The sequence below is a fragment of the Paraburkholderia sp. SSBN10T genome, from assembly GCF_056619545.1.
In genome coordinates, this window is record NZ_JBWQQI010000001.1 from 428,142 (window position 1) to 443,257 (window position 15,116).

General features: G+C 59.0%; 15 protein-coding genes. 7 read left to right on the forward strand and 8 right to left on the reverse strand.

Annotation, left to right across the window (positions count from 1 at the left end):
• Positions 1-711 precede the first annotated feature (711 nt).
• Both AC1ECK_RS01935 and AC1ECK_RS01940 read left to right on the forward strand, forming a co-directional pair.
• Positions 712-1,122: a DoxX family protein gene (locus tag AC1ECK_RS01935; protein WP_480315300.1), complete on the forward strand. Its 411-nt coding sequence runs from the start codon at positions 712-714 to the stop codon at positions 1,120-1,122.
• A 15-nt stretch (positions 1,123-1,137) separates the two neighbouring features.
• On the forward strand, positions 1,138-1,542 hold the full coding sequence (locus AC1ECK_RS01940) for a nuclear transport factor 2 family protein (protein ID WP_480315302.1): 405 nt from the start codon (positions 1,138-1,140) through the stop codon (positions 1,540-1,542).
• 79 nt (positions 1,543-1,621) lie between these two features.
• Here the strand turns inward: AC1ECK_RS01940 and AC1ECK_RS01945 are convergent, their stop codons facing one another.
• The gene (locus AC1ECK_RS01945; protein ID WP_480315304.1) at positions 1,622-2,557 is read right to left on the reverse strand and encodes a LysR family transcriptional regulator; all 936 of its coding nucleotides are present in this window, start codon (positions 2,555-2,557) and stop codon (positions 1,622-1,624) included.
• Between the two features lie 91 nt (positions 2,558-2,648).
• Here AC1ECK_RS01945 and AC1ECK_RS01950 point away from each other — a divergent pair, with 91 nt between their 5' ends.
• Positions 2,649-3,491 (forward strand): pirin family protein, encoded by an 843-nt coding sequence (locus AC1ECK_RS01950; RefSeq protein ID WP_480315306.1) that lies wholly within the window; start codon positions 2,649-2,651, stop codon positions 3,489-3,491.
• A 44-nt stretch (positions 3,492-3,535) separates the two neighbouring features.
• Positions 3,536-4,411: an NmrA family NAD(P)-binding protein gene (locus AC1ECK_RS01955; RefSeq protein ID WP_480315308.1), complete on the forward strand. Its 876-nt coding sequence runs from the start codon at positions 3,536-3,538 to the stop codon at positions 4,409-4,411.
• A gap of 373 nt (positions 4,412-4,784) precedes the next feature.
• On the opposite strand, the gene AC1ECK_RS01960 is transcribed toward AC1ECK_RS01955, so the two are convergent.
• From AC1ECK_RS01960 to AC1ECK_RS01970, 3 genes are read right to left on the reverse strand one after another with little or no spacing between them, the layout of a single operon-like run.
• Positions 4,785-5,633 carry an MBL fold metallo-hydrolase gene (locus tag AC1ECK_RS01960; protein ID WP_480315310.1) on the reverse strand — a complete coding sequence of 283 codons (849 nt, stop codon included), beginning with the start codon at positions 5,631-5,633 and terminating at the stop codon, positions 4,785-4,787.
• Positions 5,634-5,651: 18 nt separating this feature from the next.
• Complete coding sequence (locus tag AC1ECK_RS01965) at positions 5,652-5,978, reverse strand: hypothetical protein (protein WP_480315312.1); 327 nt, start codon at positions 5,976-5,978, stop codon at positions 5,652-5,654.
• Between the two features lie 7 nt (positions 5,979-5,985).
• A complete protein-coding gene (locus AC1ECK_RS01970; protein WP_480315562.1) occupies positions 5,986-6,531 on the reverse strand; it encodes a sugar ABC transporter in 546 nt (181 codons plus the stop codon).
• A gap of 167 nt (positions 6,532-6,698) precedes the next feature.
• Here AC1ECK_RS01970 and AC1ECK_RS01975 point away from each other — a divergent pair, with 167 nt between their 5' ends.
• Positions 6,699-7,592 (forward strand): LysR substrate-binding domain-containing protein, encoded by an 894-nt coding sequence (locus AC1ECK_RS01975; protein ID WP_480315314.1) that lies wholly within the window; start codon positions 6,699-6,701, stop codon positions 7,590-7,592.
• Positions 7,593-7,734: 142 nt separating this feature from the next.
• Here the strand turns inward: AC1ECK_RS01975 and AC1ECK_RS01980 are convergent, their stop codons facing one another.
• From AC1ECK_RS01980 to AC1ECK_RS01995, 4 genes are read right to left on the reverse strand one after another with little or no spacing between them, the layout of a single operon-like run.
• A complete protein-coding gene (locus AC1ECK_RS01980; protein ID WP_480315316.1) occupies positions 7,735-8,757 on the reverse strand; it encodes an ABC transporter permease in 1,023 nt (340 codons plus the stop codon).
• A gap of 32 nt (positions 8,758-8,789) precedes the next feature.
• A complete protein-coding gene (locus tag AC1ECK_RS01985) occupies positions 8,790-9,788 on the reverse strand; it encodes an ABC transporter permease (RefSeq protein ID WP_480315318.1) in 999 nt (332 codons plus the stop codon).
• Positions 9,781-11,328: a sugar ABC transporter ATP-binding protein gene (locus AC1ECK_RS01990; protein WP_480315320.1), complete on the reverse strand. Its 1,548-nt coding sequence runs from the start codon at positions 11,326-11,328 to the stop codon at positions 9,781-9,783. The genes AC1ECK_RS01985 and AC1ECK_RS01990 overlap by 8 nt, the downstream gene beginning before the upstream one ends.
• Positions 11,329-11,333: 5 nt before the next feature.
• Positions 11,334-12,338 (reverse strand): substrate-binding domain-containing protein, encoded by a 1,005-nt coding sequence (locus tag AC1ECK_RS01995; protein WP_480315322.1) that lies wholly within the window; start codon positions 12,336-12,338, stop codon positions 11,334-11,336.
• Between the two features lie 426 nt (positions 12,339-12,764).
• On the opposite strand from AC1ECK_RS01995, the gene AC1ECK_RS02000 reads away from it, so the two are divergent.
• Together AC1ECK_RS02000 and AC1ECK_RS02005 are read left to right on the forward strand one after the other, a co-directional pair.
• The gene (locus tag AC1ECK_RS02000) at positions 12,765-13,856 is read left to right on the forward strand and encodes a DUF4432 family protein (RefSeq protein WP_480315324.1); all 1,092 of its coding nucleotides are present in this window, start codon (positions 12,765-12,767) and stop codon (positions 13,854-13,856) included.
• A gap of 187 nt (positions 13,857-14,043) precedes the next feature.
• Positions 14,044-14,904, forward strand: a complete 861-nt coding sequence (locus tag AC1ECK_RS02005; protein ID WP_480315326.1) for a MurR/RpiR family transcriptional regulator — start codon at positions 14,044-14,046, stop codon at positions 14,902-14,904.
• Positions 14,905-15,116: the final 212 nt, after the last annotated feature.

A 15,116-nucleotide genomic window follows, 5' to 3' on the forward strand; every position in this document is an offset into this window, starting at 1 on the left:
ATCTTGCGGGCGCCCGGAGCACCAATTGCGTCATCGGCGTAGCGCTCGCCTGTCTCTCATTGAAAGGAGTTCAACCATGCTGCCATTTCTCTCGTTTCATGCGCTCGCAGCCCAACGCGGCGACGGACTGCGCCCTGAACTTCTAGCCTTATTTGAACGCCATGCCCGATCAGAGACTGGTCTCGTTGCCATCATCGAACCTGTCGAAACAGAGTCTCTCTCCCAGGTCGCAGGCGCCGTCTCCAATGGGGCTGTGAAGGAGTGCTGGGACAATGGGGCGTCGACGAACGTCTCATGCTCCCGCGGGAGCGGACAGTAGGACACGAGTTCTGAGCGACTCAAACGGGGCGCGGGTTGTCGCTCGCAGTGATGCAAGGATGGAGGTCGTCATGACGTCTGCATGAGGCGGCGCGCGGCCAAGAAGAGACGTTCGACTCAACCGTCTAGCTCGGCGACAATCGCCGGCAGAACATCAGGCGCACGCGCTTTCGCTTGACGCGCTGGCAGCGATTCAACCTTGCGTAAACCAATCAGAAAGTACCCGCCATGGCTTCGTGATGCGCGAAGGGAGACTAAGGCAAATATTTGACTGAATTCCTTTCATCCACGGAAGGAGGTCCATCATGAAATATGATGGATTAAATCAAATATTAAAGGCTTCCTCGATACTTGAAGTGATTAGAGAATGCTCCGCAACCTTACGGAGTTTCTATGACCACAACCTCACAAGGCCGCACTCGCGGCAAAACCATCGCCCTCTGGACGCTACAGATTCTGGTCGCGGCCGCCTTCATCGGCGCTGGCAGCGCGAAGCTCGCCAGCGCGCCGATGATGGTTCAGATTTTCGACCACATCGGCATCGGCCAATGGTTCCGCTACGTGACGGGCCTCGTCGAGGTGGCTGGCGGGATCATGGTTCTGATCCCTCGATCAGCGCCGTTTGGCGGCGTGCTACTGGCGACCACGATGGCATGCGCCATTTGCGTCCATCTGCTTCGGATCGGTGGCAATCCGGCCCCGGCCTTCGTCCTGCTAGTGCTGAGCGCTGCCATTGCCTGGCTGCGACGCGATCAACTCGCCAGCTTGCTCAGCTCGGCCCGTTCAACGTCCACTTTGGCTTAACTGGAAAAAGAAACTATGAACGCTCTCGAACTCCTCAACGAGCATTTCCGTACCATCAAGGCTGACCCGCAGGCTTGGCGCAATCTGTTCGCCTCCGATGCAGTGTTGGAAATGCCCTATGCGCCCTCGCACGTCCCGAACGTCCTGAAAGGCATCGACGCAATTGCTCAGAGCGTCGGCGGATTTTTCTCGCAGTTCAGCGATTTCAATATCGAGGTGAAGAAGATATATCGTGTCGAGGGTGAGAATGCCGTCATCGCTGAATTCGCCGCGATGGCAACCGTGATTGCGACCGGCAAGATCTATAACCAGGACTACATCCTGTATATGCGAGCCGAGAACGGAAAGATCGCCCTTTACCGCGAGTATTTCGATGGGTCACGCATCGTCGCGGCGTTTACTCCCGACAGCGCCAGCTAATCCGCTCGCAGTTCAGCACGATTCTCGGCACAGCCGCGAGTCTTGCATCACGTAAGCCCGCCGCGTCTCACGGTGGGCTTCATTGTTTCCGGGATTTCCGGGATGACCTGCCAACGTGATGCGCGAGCACGATCGACCGCATCTGATCGATCATCCAGCGGCCTGCCAATCCCGGCGGGCTGTCCGAGCGGTAGACCACCGACATGGGCAATCCATAGCCTGAGGGGATGCCCTCGAGCTCAATCGTCACGAGCCGTCTCGCAGCGATATCGTCGGCGACAGACGGATACGGCATGTTTCCCCAGCCGAGTCCTGCGCACAGGAACGCATGCTTTGTCGAAAGCTCGGTGACGCGCCAGGCCTGTCGGCCGAACACGCCGAACTCCTGGCCGGCGCTGAGTGTCGATCGGTCCGTTAGCACGATCTGGACATGCCTCTCCGCAAGCTCCGGCTTGATCGCGCTTTTCGCACTGGCCAAGGGGTGTGAGGGCGCCACGACCGTGACCAGAGGCAGATCGAACACCCACTCTCTGGAGAGGTCCGGCGGAACCGTCTGGAGCGTTCCGATCACACCGATGCTGCTTCCTCGGCCGAGCACTGCTTGCGCGACGGCGCCCAAGGCCTCGAAATGAACGCGCAACGGCGTTTCCGGAAACTTGGCGGCCCATCCTTGAGCGATCGTGGTCAGGAGCGATTGGGGGAACAGCGTGTCCAGAACAATCGCAAGTTCGGGTTCCAGTCCGCCCGCAAGGTTGCGGGCATGCGCTTTGAGGCCGTCGGTATCCCGTACGATGCTTCGTGCCGTCGCCAGCAGCTTGGAACCCTCGGATGTGAGTTTGGGAAAGCGTTCGGATCGGTCGAACAGCGAGATGCCCAACGATGTTTCCAGGGCGGCGATGGCCTGGCTGATTGCGGATTGCGCGCGATTGAGCCGCCGGGCGGCAGCCGAAAAACTGCCGGCATCGGCGGCGGCGACAAACATCCGCAATTGGTCGATCGAGACGCTTTCAATCATCCATTAATTATAGTGATGGTTCAGATCAAATATAAGTGGCTTCTTTGATGGAAATCCTCAGTTCAGAATGCAGGTATTCGAGGAGCATGCCATGTCACAAATCACTCAGACGCAGGACTCGGGACGTTCACCGCTTCCTCGCGCCATTCTCGGCAAGACTCGCGGCCAATCGCACGGGCCAGTCGCCCGGCTGATGAGTCCTTCCGATCTGGGTCAGGTGCTAAAGCCGTTCGTCTTTCTCGATCTGGTCGAGACGGATACCGCGAATCTTCCCAGGTTCCCTAGGCATCCGCACTCCGGAATCGCTACCGTTTCGATCGTGACGAAAGGCAACATGCGCTTCCGTGATCCCGATGCGGGCGAGGGCATGCTTGCCTACGGCGGCCTTGAATGGATGCGGGCCGGTGGCGGCATCTGGCACGGTGATGAGGCGAGCGCGGGCGATTCGCCGTCCGTTCAAGCCTTCCAACTCTGGATAGCCCTCTCGCCGGAACTAGAAAATGGGCCTTCGTTGTCGCAGTTCATCGAAGCTTCCTTCACGCCAACGGTCGGACCCGCACGCGTCCTGGTCGGGAAATATGGCGGTGCGAAGAGCCCGGCGCAGGCTCCGGATGGCATCACCTGCCTTCTCGTGACGCTTGCTCCGAGCGAGACGTGGAACTTCCAACCCGCAACTGGGCAATCCGTAGCGTTTGTGAGTGTCGCCCAAGGCGGCCTCACGGCAGCCGAAAACATTGATGCCGGCGAGCTTGCGGTATTCGAGCGAGGCGAGGTCTCTATCTCGATTCAGGCTGGCCCGTCCGGCGCGGTCTTCTTATTTGGGTCGGCTGTCCCGCACTCGCACGATCTTGTCCTCGGACCTTACTCCGTCCACACCTCGGTTGTCACGCTGAGGGCGGGAGAAGCCCGCATTGAGGCCCTGCGGCCGCGGTAACGGACAGAGACGATCAGCAACCCCGCAACAGCAAGGAGATAGACATGACCATCCTCGTCACCGGAGCCACCGGCACGGTTGGAAGCCAGGTGCTTCATTTTCTGGATGGAGGCGGTGCAGATGTTCGCGCCCTGACTCGCTCCCCTGACAAGGCGAAGCTTCCGGCCGGCATGACTGCCGTCCAGGGCAATCTCGACGACGTGGACAGCATCCGTGCCGCCATGAACGGCGTGAGCACGCTTTTCCTGGTGGTCGGCAATACGACCGATGAACTGAGCAAGGCAATGCTGACCTTGAACGTTGCCCGTGACGCCAAGATCAAGGGGGTCGTCTACCTGTCGGTATTCAAGGGCGAGCATTACGCCGACGTGCCGCATTTTGCGAGCAAAGTCGTGATCGAACGCATGATCGAGGTCTACAACCTGCCGGCTACCATCCTTCGGCCGTGTTATTTCTTCCAGAACGATGCGCAACAGAAGGACGCGCTGCTGACTTACGGCGTGTACGGGATGCCGCTTGGTCGAACGGGCCTGTCGCTGGTCGATACACGCGACATCGGCGAGGCAGCAGCGAAGGAGCTTCTCCGCCGTGAGCAATCCGCAACGCCGTTACCGCGCGAAACGTACGCGCTCGTCGGGCCTGACGTGTTGACGGGGCCGGCCATTGCCGCATTGTGGTCCGAGCGATTGGGCCGTCCGATCGCCTATGGCGACGACGATCTCGAAATGTTCGAACATCGTCTCAGGGTGTTCATCCCGAATTCACGCGCCTACGATATCGCAATCATGATGCGCCGTTATCAGACAGATGGGGCTATCGCGAGCACGGCCGAGATCGAGAAACTAACAGGGTTGCTTGGTCATGCGCCCCGTTCTTATAGCGACTTTGCTCATGAATTGGCTGCAGCCTGGAAAAGCTAATAAGCCTAAAGTTGCCTGTATCGACTTGCTTTGAGTTGCCGGGACGCGATTTCGTATCGCTTGAATGGCCGCTTCCCGGAAAATCGAACGTCGCTTCCGGGTCGCGTGCTGCCGATCGAGGCCACGTGGCCCAGATGCGAAATATACGGACTGCATGAGGCGGCGCGCGGCCAGGAGCCGCCGTTCGCATGCGTCGTCCCTCGGACGTTCAAGCGTCGGCTTCACCCCGTAACCGGCCATCCGATTGACAAAGGCAAACACTCCTTCATCGGCCGAAGCGGCCAAAGCCGTTGTCACGGCATCGCAGTGTTCGTAGTTGCTCCAGTGCAGAACGCCGGAGTGGCATCAGCCGTGGATGCTGCTGTGCGCGGCCTCATGCTTCAGTCTCGTAAAGCAGACCGTAGCTCCCGCTCGTTCGCTTGATTCGCGCGAAGCCGAGTTCCCCCAGATGCATACCGGCGATCAAAAGTCCCTCCGAACTGGCCAGGTCCAGAAGCCGTGATCGTGTGGTGGCTGCCAGGGAGGGGTCCTGATCGAATGCAATCGATACGTCTGGCCGTTTAATCTGAATGTGAGGGAAATGAACAATGTCTCCCCAAACAAGCAAGCCCTGATCACGGGACTCGAGAAGATATCCGGAGTGTCCATCTGTGTGTCCCGGCAGCGGCATCGCTCTGATGCCGGGAAGCACTTCCCCCTCATCGAAAGTGCGGAGCTTGTCGCGGTAGCCGTCGAACATTTGACGCGCTATCAGGAAGTTACCGCGGGCTCGCTCGCTGGCACGACTTACATTTCCGTCATCCTGCCAGAATGCGACCTCTCGCTGATGAGCAACAAGCTCCGCATTTGGGAAGGTAAGTTGTCCGGCTGTGTCGACCAGCCCTCCGACATGGTCGGGATGGGCGTGTGTGAGCAGGATTGTGTCGATCTCGGATGGTTCGACGCCAACGAGCGATAAATTGGTCCTCAGGCGGCCGCCCCATTGCCTGATGCCTCCAGCCCCACCGTCGATGAGAATTGTGCGGCCCGCTCCGCGTACCAGGTAGCAGTTGATATGCACGGCGGAAGGCTCCTTCTGCCCTGCGTCGTTTTGTATTCTGGAGGCATCCGACGGGTCGATATTCGAGAGGAAGTCCAGGCTGGCGGTGAGGTAGCCGTCGCTGATTGCGGTGATCGTGAAATCCCCGATTCGCTGACTTGGAAAGCTAAAGGTGGACACCATTCTTCTCCAGAAGACTTCCTAATTGCGGGCGTGAATGTTCGACGCGGCATAACCAAAACAACGGATGCGCGCCGTGAGACCCGTGTGGCGCACGATGGCGTCATCCAAGGCTTCCATGAACCGGTTCATTACATGTGGAGTGCGAAACGTTTCAGGACGATATTGGATTTCCACGAAGACGGGATGTCCGTGCCCATGCCGAACGTCGACATAGATGACATGAACGTTTTCGAGTGCCGCTTCAAGGACACCCGTACAAAGTTTGACGCAGTCGCGGGAAAGCTCGGCAAGTCTCTCATCAGACGGCGTTTTCCCCGCAGGAATATAGAAAGTGACATTGGGCATCGCGGACCTATTTTTCCTGTTCAGTCGAAACAGTCCGGGAGCTTGTCAGTTGTTCCATCATCGGCGAGTAGAGGTGAACGCGTTCAGACATGCTCTCGACAAGCTGAGCGTTTCGCCGGGGCAGTCTTGCGAGCCAACGGCGTTCCGGAAACTTCTCCAGCGCAACCGCTCGCATGGCCAACGGCGTGAGGCCCATCTGGATCAGAGGTTCGGGGCCGCTTACACACAGCACGAGGAGTTCGTCTGCATTGACCGCCGGCGCAAGGCCGATATCGCTATAGAGATTTCGGTGCCAGTCGGTGATGTGTTGCTGCCACCTCGCGAAATTGCCGCCGCCTTTCTGGCGATATTCCTCTCCCGTCAGGACATCGAGACCGTCAATCGTGTGGACGGCCAGGTAGACCGGGCAACCCTCGCTTAACGACTTGAAGCGCTGCGACGTGTGAAAGCCAGTCACCGAGATTAGGGCAGGCAGTTTTTCAAGGCTGTAGAAGTCGTTCCATTCGGCTTCGCTGTTGGGATCGGCGAAGCTGCATTCCACGGTGTAGATCATCAGATTGTCCTTTCGTGACGGATGAGCGTATTGCAGCAAACGATTCATGCTCATTGCGGTAACGTAATGCTAATCTGGCATTTCCCGCGTATATATCGATATAAAGTCAGCCTTCAGTGATGTTTACTCAAGCTGGCATCGAACGCGTACCAATCGGCGAGACTCCAATGCGACGTAAGATTCCAAGCAATTCCGCGCTCCTGGCATTTGAGGCCGCGGCTCGACACGGCAGCTTCGCCCGCGCGGCCGAGGAGTTAGCGCTGACCGAGGGCGCCATCAGTCGTCAGATCGGTCGATTGGAGGCGTTTTTGGGTGTCGTGCTGTTCGAGCGCGTTGGAAATCGGGTAAGGCTCGCGCCCAATGGCACGCGATACGCGGTGCAGGTTCGCGAGATTCTGGATCGGCTGGAACGGGACAGCCTATATCTGATGGGTCAACCCATCGAGGGCGCGAGCATTGATATCGCCGCAATTCCGACCTTTGCCACCCGCTGGCTGATCCCTCGACTGAAATGCTTTCAAAACATGCATCCGAACATTACCGTGCATATCGCCGAACGTATGGAACCCTTCCTTCTTGCTGGTAGCGGTTTCGACGCAGCAATTCATTTTGAGCATCCAGCATGGGCGGGTATGCATCTACATCACCTGCTGGAGGAGGTGCTTGTACCCGTCTGTAGTCCGGCGCTCCTCGCAGACGCCGATGCGAACACGTCGCTAGATGAGCTGCCACGCCTTCACAGGAGACAAAATCCGGACGCGTGGCAGCTTTATGCACAAGAGGCCGGCATCGTGCTGACCAATTCGGCGGTTGGCGCACGTTACGATCTCCATTCCATGCTGATCGAGGCGGCGCTAGCCGGCTTGGGCGTTGCATTGGTGCCGCGTCTTTACATCGGGGCAGAGCTTGAACAGGGCCGTTTGGTCGCGCCTTGGCCGGACGGCGAAGCGATTACCAAAAACTTCTGCCTCGTTCTTCCTGAGCCGATCGAGTTGAGTGAAGAGCCACTACAGGCATTTGCAAAATGGATTCTTCACGAAGCCCGGGACCTGGCGCCTTAAAGCAGCGCCTGACGTTCATCACAAAATAGCCATCCTGCAGCGTTGCCATCGCCGAGCGGTCGCTTCGCTTCGTCTTCTTCCGCTCAAAAGAGACGCTTTGGCGACCGATCGCGCGGCGCGCCAGCGGAAAGATGCACCGCGGCTAACCACGCAGTTTTTGCTTTTCCCACCAGGTCCGCAGTACCCCTGCGCCCGCGACACCGATTAGCGTAGCGCCCCAGATCGACAGCGTAATGAACTGGCCCAGATCGATCATGCTGGCCGCAGTCGAGATGAGCTGCAGGATCACAAGTGCAAGCACCAGTCCGCTCACGCGACCAAAGCCACCGGTTGGGCTCACACCGCCGAGTACCGCCGCCAGAATCGTCACTAGCAGGTAACTCTCGCCATAAGCCGCGTTGGCGGAGTCGAAGCGGGCCATCATCACCAGACCGGCGAGTGCAGACAGGAGCGAAGAGAGCATGTACACGCGCATCAACACACCCTTGGTATCGACGCCAGCATAGCTCGTGGCGCGTTCGTTCGAACCGATCATGGCGATGCGTATGCCGAGCGGGCTACGTGTCAGCATGATGCTGATCGGTATCGCGACGGCGACGAACAGCAGCAACGCTGCAGGCACGCAGAACACGAGACCATGTCCCAGGAAGCGAACCGACGCGGGAAAGCCGGAGATGACACCGCCGTGCGTGAGGCCGACCGCAATGCCTTTCACGAAGGTCATGCTTCCCAGTGTCGCGAGAATGGGTGACACGCGCAGGTAAGCAACGAGCCAACCGTTCAGTGCACCAATGAGCCCGGCAACTGCCAGGCCCACCGCCAGCGCGCCAACCACCCACAGCGCCGAGTTCAGGCCGCTGTTCGCGGGCAGCGCATGCGTACACATCCACGCCATCGCGAGCGCGCTCAGGTTGGCGGTGGCGATGATGGAAAGATCGAGTCCGCCTGAGAGCAGGGGAATCAGCATGGCCAGCGAGAGCAGGCCGAGTTCGGGAAGCTGGAAGGCCATCGACCGCAGGCTGGCTCCGCTAAACAACTGTGGTCCTGCGACGCTACCAAAGGTAATCGAAAGTGCGATGAGCAAGCCGAGCAGGCCGAAATTGGTAGGTCCGACAGTGGAACGGAAGGCAGCGATGCTCGAGGCAAGCGGATTCGAAGTGCTCACCGTTCGGGCCTCGTGGTTTGTGTGAAGCAGGCTCATGCGACGGCCTCCTGAAGAACGGCTTTGCGCTGTGCACGTTGTCGTGCCATCGTTGCGACGGCGCACAGGATCACGACGCCGGTACAGAGTTCTGACCAGTAGGACGAAACGCCCAGCAACGCTAGACCATTTTGCAAGATGGCGAGGAGCACGACGCCCAGCGCGGTCCCAGGTACGCTGCCGATCCCTCCATTCAGACTTGCGCCTCCGAGAACCACCGCCGCCAGCACGTCCAGTTCGCGACCAACGAGCGCCGAAGGAGATACCGACTGGACGTATTGCGCATGGACCAGCGAAGCAAGCCCTGCTACCATTCCCATCAAGCAGTAGACGATCAGATTGAGCTGGAAGACCTTGAAACCGACGCGGCGCGCCGCCTCCGGATTGCCGCCCATGGCCACGATCTGGCGACCCACGCTGGAGCGGCTCATCATCCACCATGTGAAAGCAATCACGATCACGAGCGTGACGATCTGGAGGTTCAGGGCCTGCTCTGCGCCATGCGAATCCGTGTAAATGACCCAGTGCAGCCCGTTGCTGAACCAGTCCGGCAGGGAGTAGATGTCCTGACCTTTGGTGATGCTCATCAATAACCCGTAGAACAGGCTTTGAGTCGCGATGGTGACAATGATGCTCGATAGCCGCAGCGTACTGACCAGCAAGGCGTTGACCAGTCCCAGCAATGCTCCGGTCAGAACACACACGAGGATCAGGCCTGTCCATCCGACCATCCCATGATTGGCGAGCGTCAGGCCGATGTACTGAGTGATGGAGGCAGTCGCAGCAAAAGATATGTCGACGCCGCCCGAGACCAGCACGACCAGCAGGCCCGTCGCCAGAATGCCGGTGAATGCGGTAGACGTGACGAGATCCATCAGATTCTGCGCTGTCGCGAAGCGTGGAGTCGCAATCGCCAAAACGATGCTCATCAAAACGACTACGCCAATGAGTCGCGCTTCCGGCGTGCCGCGCAGGTGACGCCAACGCTCAGCCATGGACGGCCTCCTCGAGGGTATCGATGCTGGTTGTGCCGGCGATGTGTTCGGAGACAATGCGACCCTGCCGCATCACAAGGATGCGATCGCTATGAAATAGCACTTCGGGTATCTCGTCTGAAATCATGACGACCGCCATGCCTTGCGCGGCGAGTTCCCGGATGACTTCATAGATGCCATCTTTTGCACCGATATCCACGCCGACGGTTGGACTGTCGAGAATCAAAACTCGAGGCCTCGTGGCCAGCCATTTGGCAAGGACGACACGCTGCTGATTGCCGCCTGAAAGCGTGGACACGGCGTTGTCCGGATCTCGGGTCTTGATGCGCAGACTTTCGATTCCCTGCTTCACCGCCTGGTTGCGCCGCTTGGTGCTGATCAGACCGAGTCTGTTTGTCAGACTGTCGAGCACGGAGACGATAATGTTCGAGCCGATGGATTGCTCGACAACGAGGCCGAGGCTCAGTCGGTCTTCCGCCAGATAAGCGATGCCGTGCCGGATGGCGTCGCGGTTGCTGGCGAGGCTGACTGTTGCGCCGTCAAGGCGAATTTCCCCGCGCTCAGGCTGCGTCATGCCGAAGAGGGAAAGCGCCAGTTCGGTGCGTCCTGCGCCGAGCAAACCCGTCACTCCCAGAATCTCACCGGCATGAACCTCAAGCGTGATGTCCTCGTATTCGCCGGCGCGGCTGAGTCCCTGGGTCGCGAGGGCCACGGGCGCATTGCTGTGATCGATCTGTCTAGGCTTGTATCCATAGGCCTGTCCGGTCATCAGCATCGTGAGGCGCTCGTCATTCATCTCGCTGGCGGGGTAGCAGCCTTGAGAGACGCCGTCGCGTAACACGGTCACCTGTTCTGCGACCTCCATCACTTCGTCGAGCCGGTGGCTGACAAAGAGTACGGTGACCCCTCGCTCCTGAAGCTGCCGGGTCAACAACAGCAACGCGTCGACTTCATGGCGCGTGAGCGACGCAGTGGGTTCGTCCATGACCACGAGGCGCGCCTGAGCCGCCATGGCCCGGCAGATGGCCACGAGCTGGCGCTGGGCGATACCGAGTGCCGCTACCCGAACCTGAGGATCGAGGGCGATACCGAGCTGATCCATCGCCTGACGCGCAGTTTCGCGTATCGCTTTGCGATTCACCGGGTGCCAACGCCCCGCGTGTTGTGCGACGCCGATATTTTCCTCGACGGTGAGGTTAGGGAACAACGACAGATCCTGGTAGATGACCTGCACACCCAGACGGGTGCTGATAGCCGGCGTGAGATGGGTCTGGCGTTGCCCGTCTATGGTGATGTGGCTGTCGGCATCGGGACGCTCGACACCCGCGATGATCTTGATCAGGGTCGACTTTCCCGAACCGTTCTGTCCGCAAAGACAGTGGACCTCGCCGCGCCGCAGCGTCAGGCTGACGGCCGATAACGCCTGCACGCCGCCATAGCGTTTCGAGACGTTATCCAGCTGGATGAACGGTGTTGCGCGCGGCAGGCTCGCAGGCTCTCGCACGGCCCCTTGGACAGCCGGAGACGGGTTCGGGCTCATGTCGATCACAGACCCTGTTTGATGAGACCGTCGATGGTCGACTTGTTGATGGTCAGAATGCGATCGAGCATCACGACGCGGTTGGTCTCGTCGACCGTCGCCTTGCCGAGCCCAGGCACGTCCATACCCGAGGCGAACTTGTCGCCGCCCAGCGTCATGTGTGCCACGGCGACCATCGCGTATCCGGCGTCGTGAGGGCTCCACAGAAAGCCTTCGCGAATCACGCCGGCTTCGATAAGCGGCTTTGCCTGGGAGGGAATCACGGAGCCAACCAGTGCGACCTGCTTCTGAAGCCCCCGCTGGCGCAACACATTGCCAACCCCGATAGGACCGTTCGAACCCATCGAGACGATGCCGCGAATGTCCGGGTAAGTCTGGAGAATCTCCTGCGCGACGCGCGTGGACTCATCAATGAGATCGGCGCCCGGGAAGCGGTCTGCGACCTGATGCATCTTCGGGAAATGGGCCTTCTGATAGGCAACCGCAGCATCTGCCCATTGGTTGTGACCCGTCGTCGTCAGCGTTCCTACCAGGATCGCATAACCCCCTTCGCCACCCATCTCACGCGCCAACGACTTCATCTGTGCTTCGCCGTAAGCCTGCGCGCTCATCAGTTCGACGTCCCACGTCTTACCCTGCTGGGTCGCGCCTTCCTGGGTGATCACGACAATTCCCGACTTGCGGGCGAGTTGCACGACCTGCTCGGTCACGCGCGTATCGAGCGGCACGAGACCAATGATGTCAACCTTGCGCGCGATCAAGTCCTCGATCAGCTTGACCTGTTGTGCGGGATCGGGCGTTGCGGGACCCGTCATCGACGACTGGATCGAATATTTGGCGGCTGCCTCGTTGAGACCCTGGTTGAGGATATTGAACCACGGCACACCGGCTTCCTTCACTACGGTGACCATCGTTTTGGTTTCGGCAGACCGGCCGATGGTCGGGATTTCCCACAGACTGCTGCCGAGCATCGTAGCGCCCAGCACCGAAAGGCATTGTCGACGATTCATGAGGGTTCCTAATCTATAGAGATGTTTCGGGAAACGCGCAGCGCTTGTATGTGCTGACTTCGTCGGCCGCGGCAGATATCCGGACGCAATGGCGGGTCTTCGGTCAGCGGTACTGCAAAATCCCTGTCCAGACTTAACTTTACCAATTGTTTTTATATGGTGAAGTGAGGAAAAACCCTTGGAGTCGATGCCCCTGTCGGGAAAAGCCGTGGGGACGGATCCCGAATGGATGGTGGAATGCCATATTAGACGGCGCTTTTGCCAAAAAAATCACCACTTCCGCGCGGCCGATGTCGGCTGGCCAGGCAAGCGGAACTACGCATGTCTCACGCGACCGGCCCTTGGTAACTTTACTGTAAAATGATTTTAAGTGAAAATCGTTGGGACTCTGGCATGAGCCATGAGGCCACCCATCGAGGCGCAACCATGCATTCCTTCGAAGTTCATCTCAGTCCGGATCAGTTCGGTGATCGAGGCCGCAGCGTGGTGAGCAGCGATATTTTCAGTGCCGAGCTGTTTCGCTTTGAAACCGGGGTGCCTGCAGTGCGCCTGAAGAACGGACGCGGCTTCGTAGAGGTGCTGCCTTACTGTGGGCAAATGATCTGGAGCGCCCGGTTCGATGACGTCAATCTCACGATGGGCAGTCCGTTCCGGTCACCACGGCCGACGCATGATCTGCTCGCCACTTACGGATGCTTCCTGTACCACTCGGGCATTCTGCGTAACGGTAATCCGGGCCCGGAGGACGACCATGCGTTGCACGGAGAAATGCCGTGCGCGCCGATGGAGAACGCGAAGTTGATAATTGGCGAAGATGAACGCGGTCCCTGGCTGGAACTGGTCAGCGAGTGCGAGTACCTGCGTGGCTTCGGAGATCACTATCTGGCGAAGCCGGCCGTGCGTTTGCGACCGGATTCCGCCTGTTTCGAGGTGCGGATGGTGGTGCGCAACCTGGGACGGGAGCCGATGGACCTGATGTACATGTGCCACGCGAATTTCGCTTTTTTGCCGGGCGGTCATCTGATTCAGCCCGCCCCGTTTGATGCGACCCACACGGCTATCCGTGCGGCGGTCCCCGCGATTGTCCGGTCGAACCCTGAGTATCTGCAACGACTCGAGGACATGGGACGCAACCCTTCTCAAACTGAGCGGCTGGAAGATGTCACGCTGTTTGATCCCGAACTCGTCTTTTATCTCCGTGGCTTGCGTGAGAACGAAGATGGGCTGACACGCTTGATGTTGAAAGCTGTGGATGGCGCGGCGTTTTGCATGCGTTACCGGCAGAAGGAGTTTCCGCATGCGATCCGCTGGCTGCTGAATAACAGCCGCGCCCAGGTAGCGGGGTTCGCCATGCCCGCTACGTGCGAGGTAGAGGGTTATACGGCGGAACAGCGCAAGGGGCTTGTGCGGCAGCTTGCGGGCGGAGAGTCTGCCACGTTTTCGGTCGAGTTAGGTAATTTGACTCCAGCCGAGGCGTATGCCGAAGAAGCTATGATTCGCAGCGCTGGATTGGGTTGAGGCGACCGGGGGCTGGATTGCTGGCAGGAGCCGTTCGGGCGCGTCAGCCTGTAAACTGTGCGGATGCGCCCGGTCAGAGACCGGCGCGCCCCGGAAAATTTACTTTCATTCAATTTATAGTAAAGAAACGAACCGACCACCGGAAGGTATTCGGAGCGAAGTATTCACTTTTACAGGTAGCGCCAACATGCAAAACAACGATATTCCAGCGCATCTGGTCGGCCCGCGGCTGCGCATGTTGGCCACTGCGCTCACGCCCCTCGAGAACGCTTTCCTGCGAACCATACTCGATGCCGATTTTGTCGAGACCACCCCGCTGAAGGATGTGGCCGACCGGGTGGGGATGTCCGAGGCCATGGTCGTCAAGACGGCGAAAAAATTCGGCTTTTCGGGCTTCCGTGAGCTGCGGCAATCGGTGGCCGCGTATAACCGGTTGCCGGTCAACGAAATGCACAAGGAGCTGTTGCCCACGGACAGTTCTCAGGAGATCCTGACCAAGGTTTTTCGCACTGCAATCAAGGCACTTGAAGAAACCCTGGCCATCCTCGACATCCACGCCTTCGATAAAGCGGTAACGTTGCTGGCTGGCGCGCGACAGCGCGATTTCTACGGCCTTGGCGGCTCCGCGCAGATTGCCCGTGACGCGGTGCACAAGTTTCTGCGCATCGGCGTCCGTTCTACGGCCTACGACGACACTCACCTGATGCTGATGTCCGCCTCCCTGCTCACGGAAAAAGATGTCGTTCTCATCGTCTCTCATTCCGGCCAGACGACCGACCTGATAGCGGCCGCCAAGGTGGCGCAATCGAACAAGGCGTCGATCATCGCGCTGACCAATTATCCTGATTCCCCGCTGGCCGCACTTTCCGATGCGGTGCTGTGCTCAACGGCGCAGGGCTCTCCCTTGATGGGCGAGAACGCGGCCGCTCGTATCGCTCAACTCAACATTATTGACGCCCTGTTTGTCGCCACTGCGCAGCGCGATTACACGACTGCAGAGGATCGACTGGCGAGAACAATGGGCGTAGTGGCGCACAAGCGGCGTTAAGAGGGTTCAACGAGAATCCCGCACCGGAGTGTCGCTCCCCGTCAGATCGATGTAAACCCTCATAACTTTACTGTTGACTTGAATGAAGTAAAGTAACGAGAATGGCGACACGATCCAACACGACGGGAGTGAGCATGAAATTCGCAGCACGTTTGAACTCTTTTGGCACACGGCCAGACTTGCAATGGCCCGGCCTGACCGGCAAACCGACG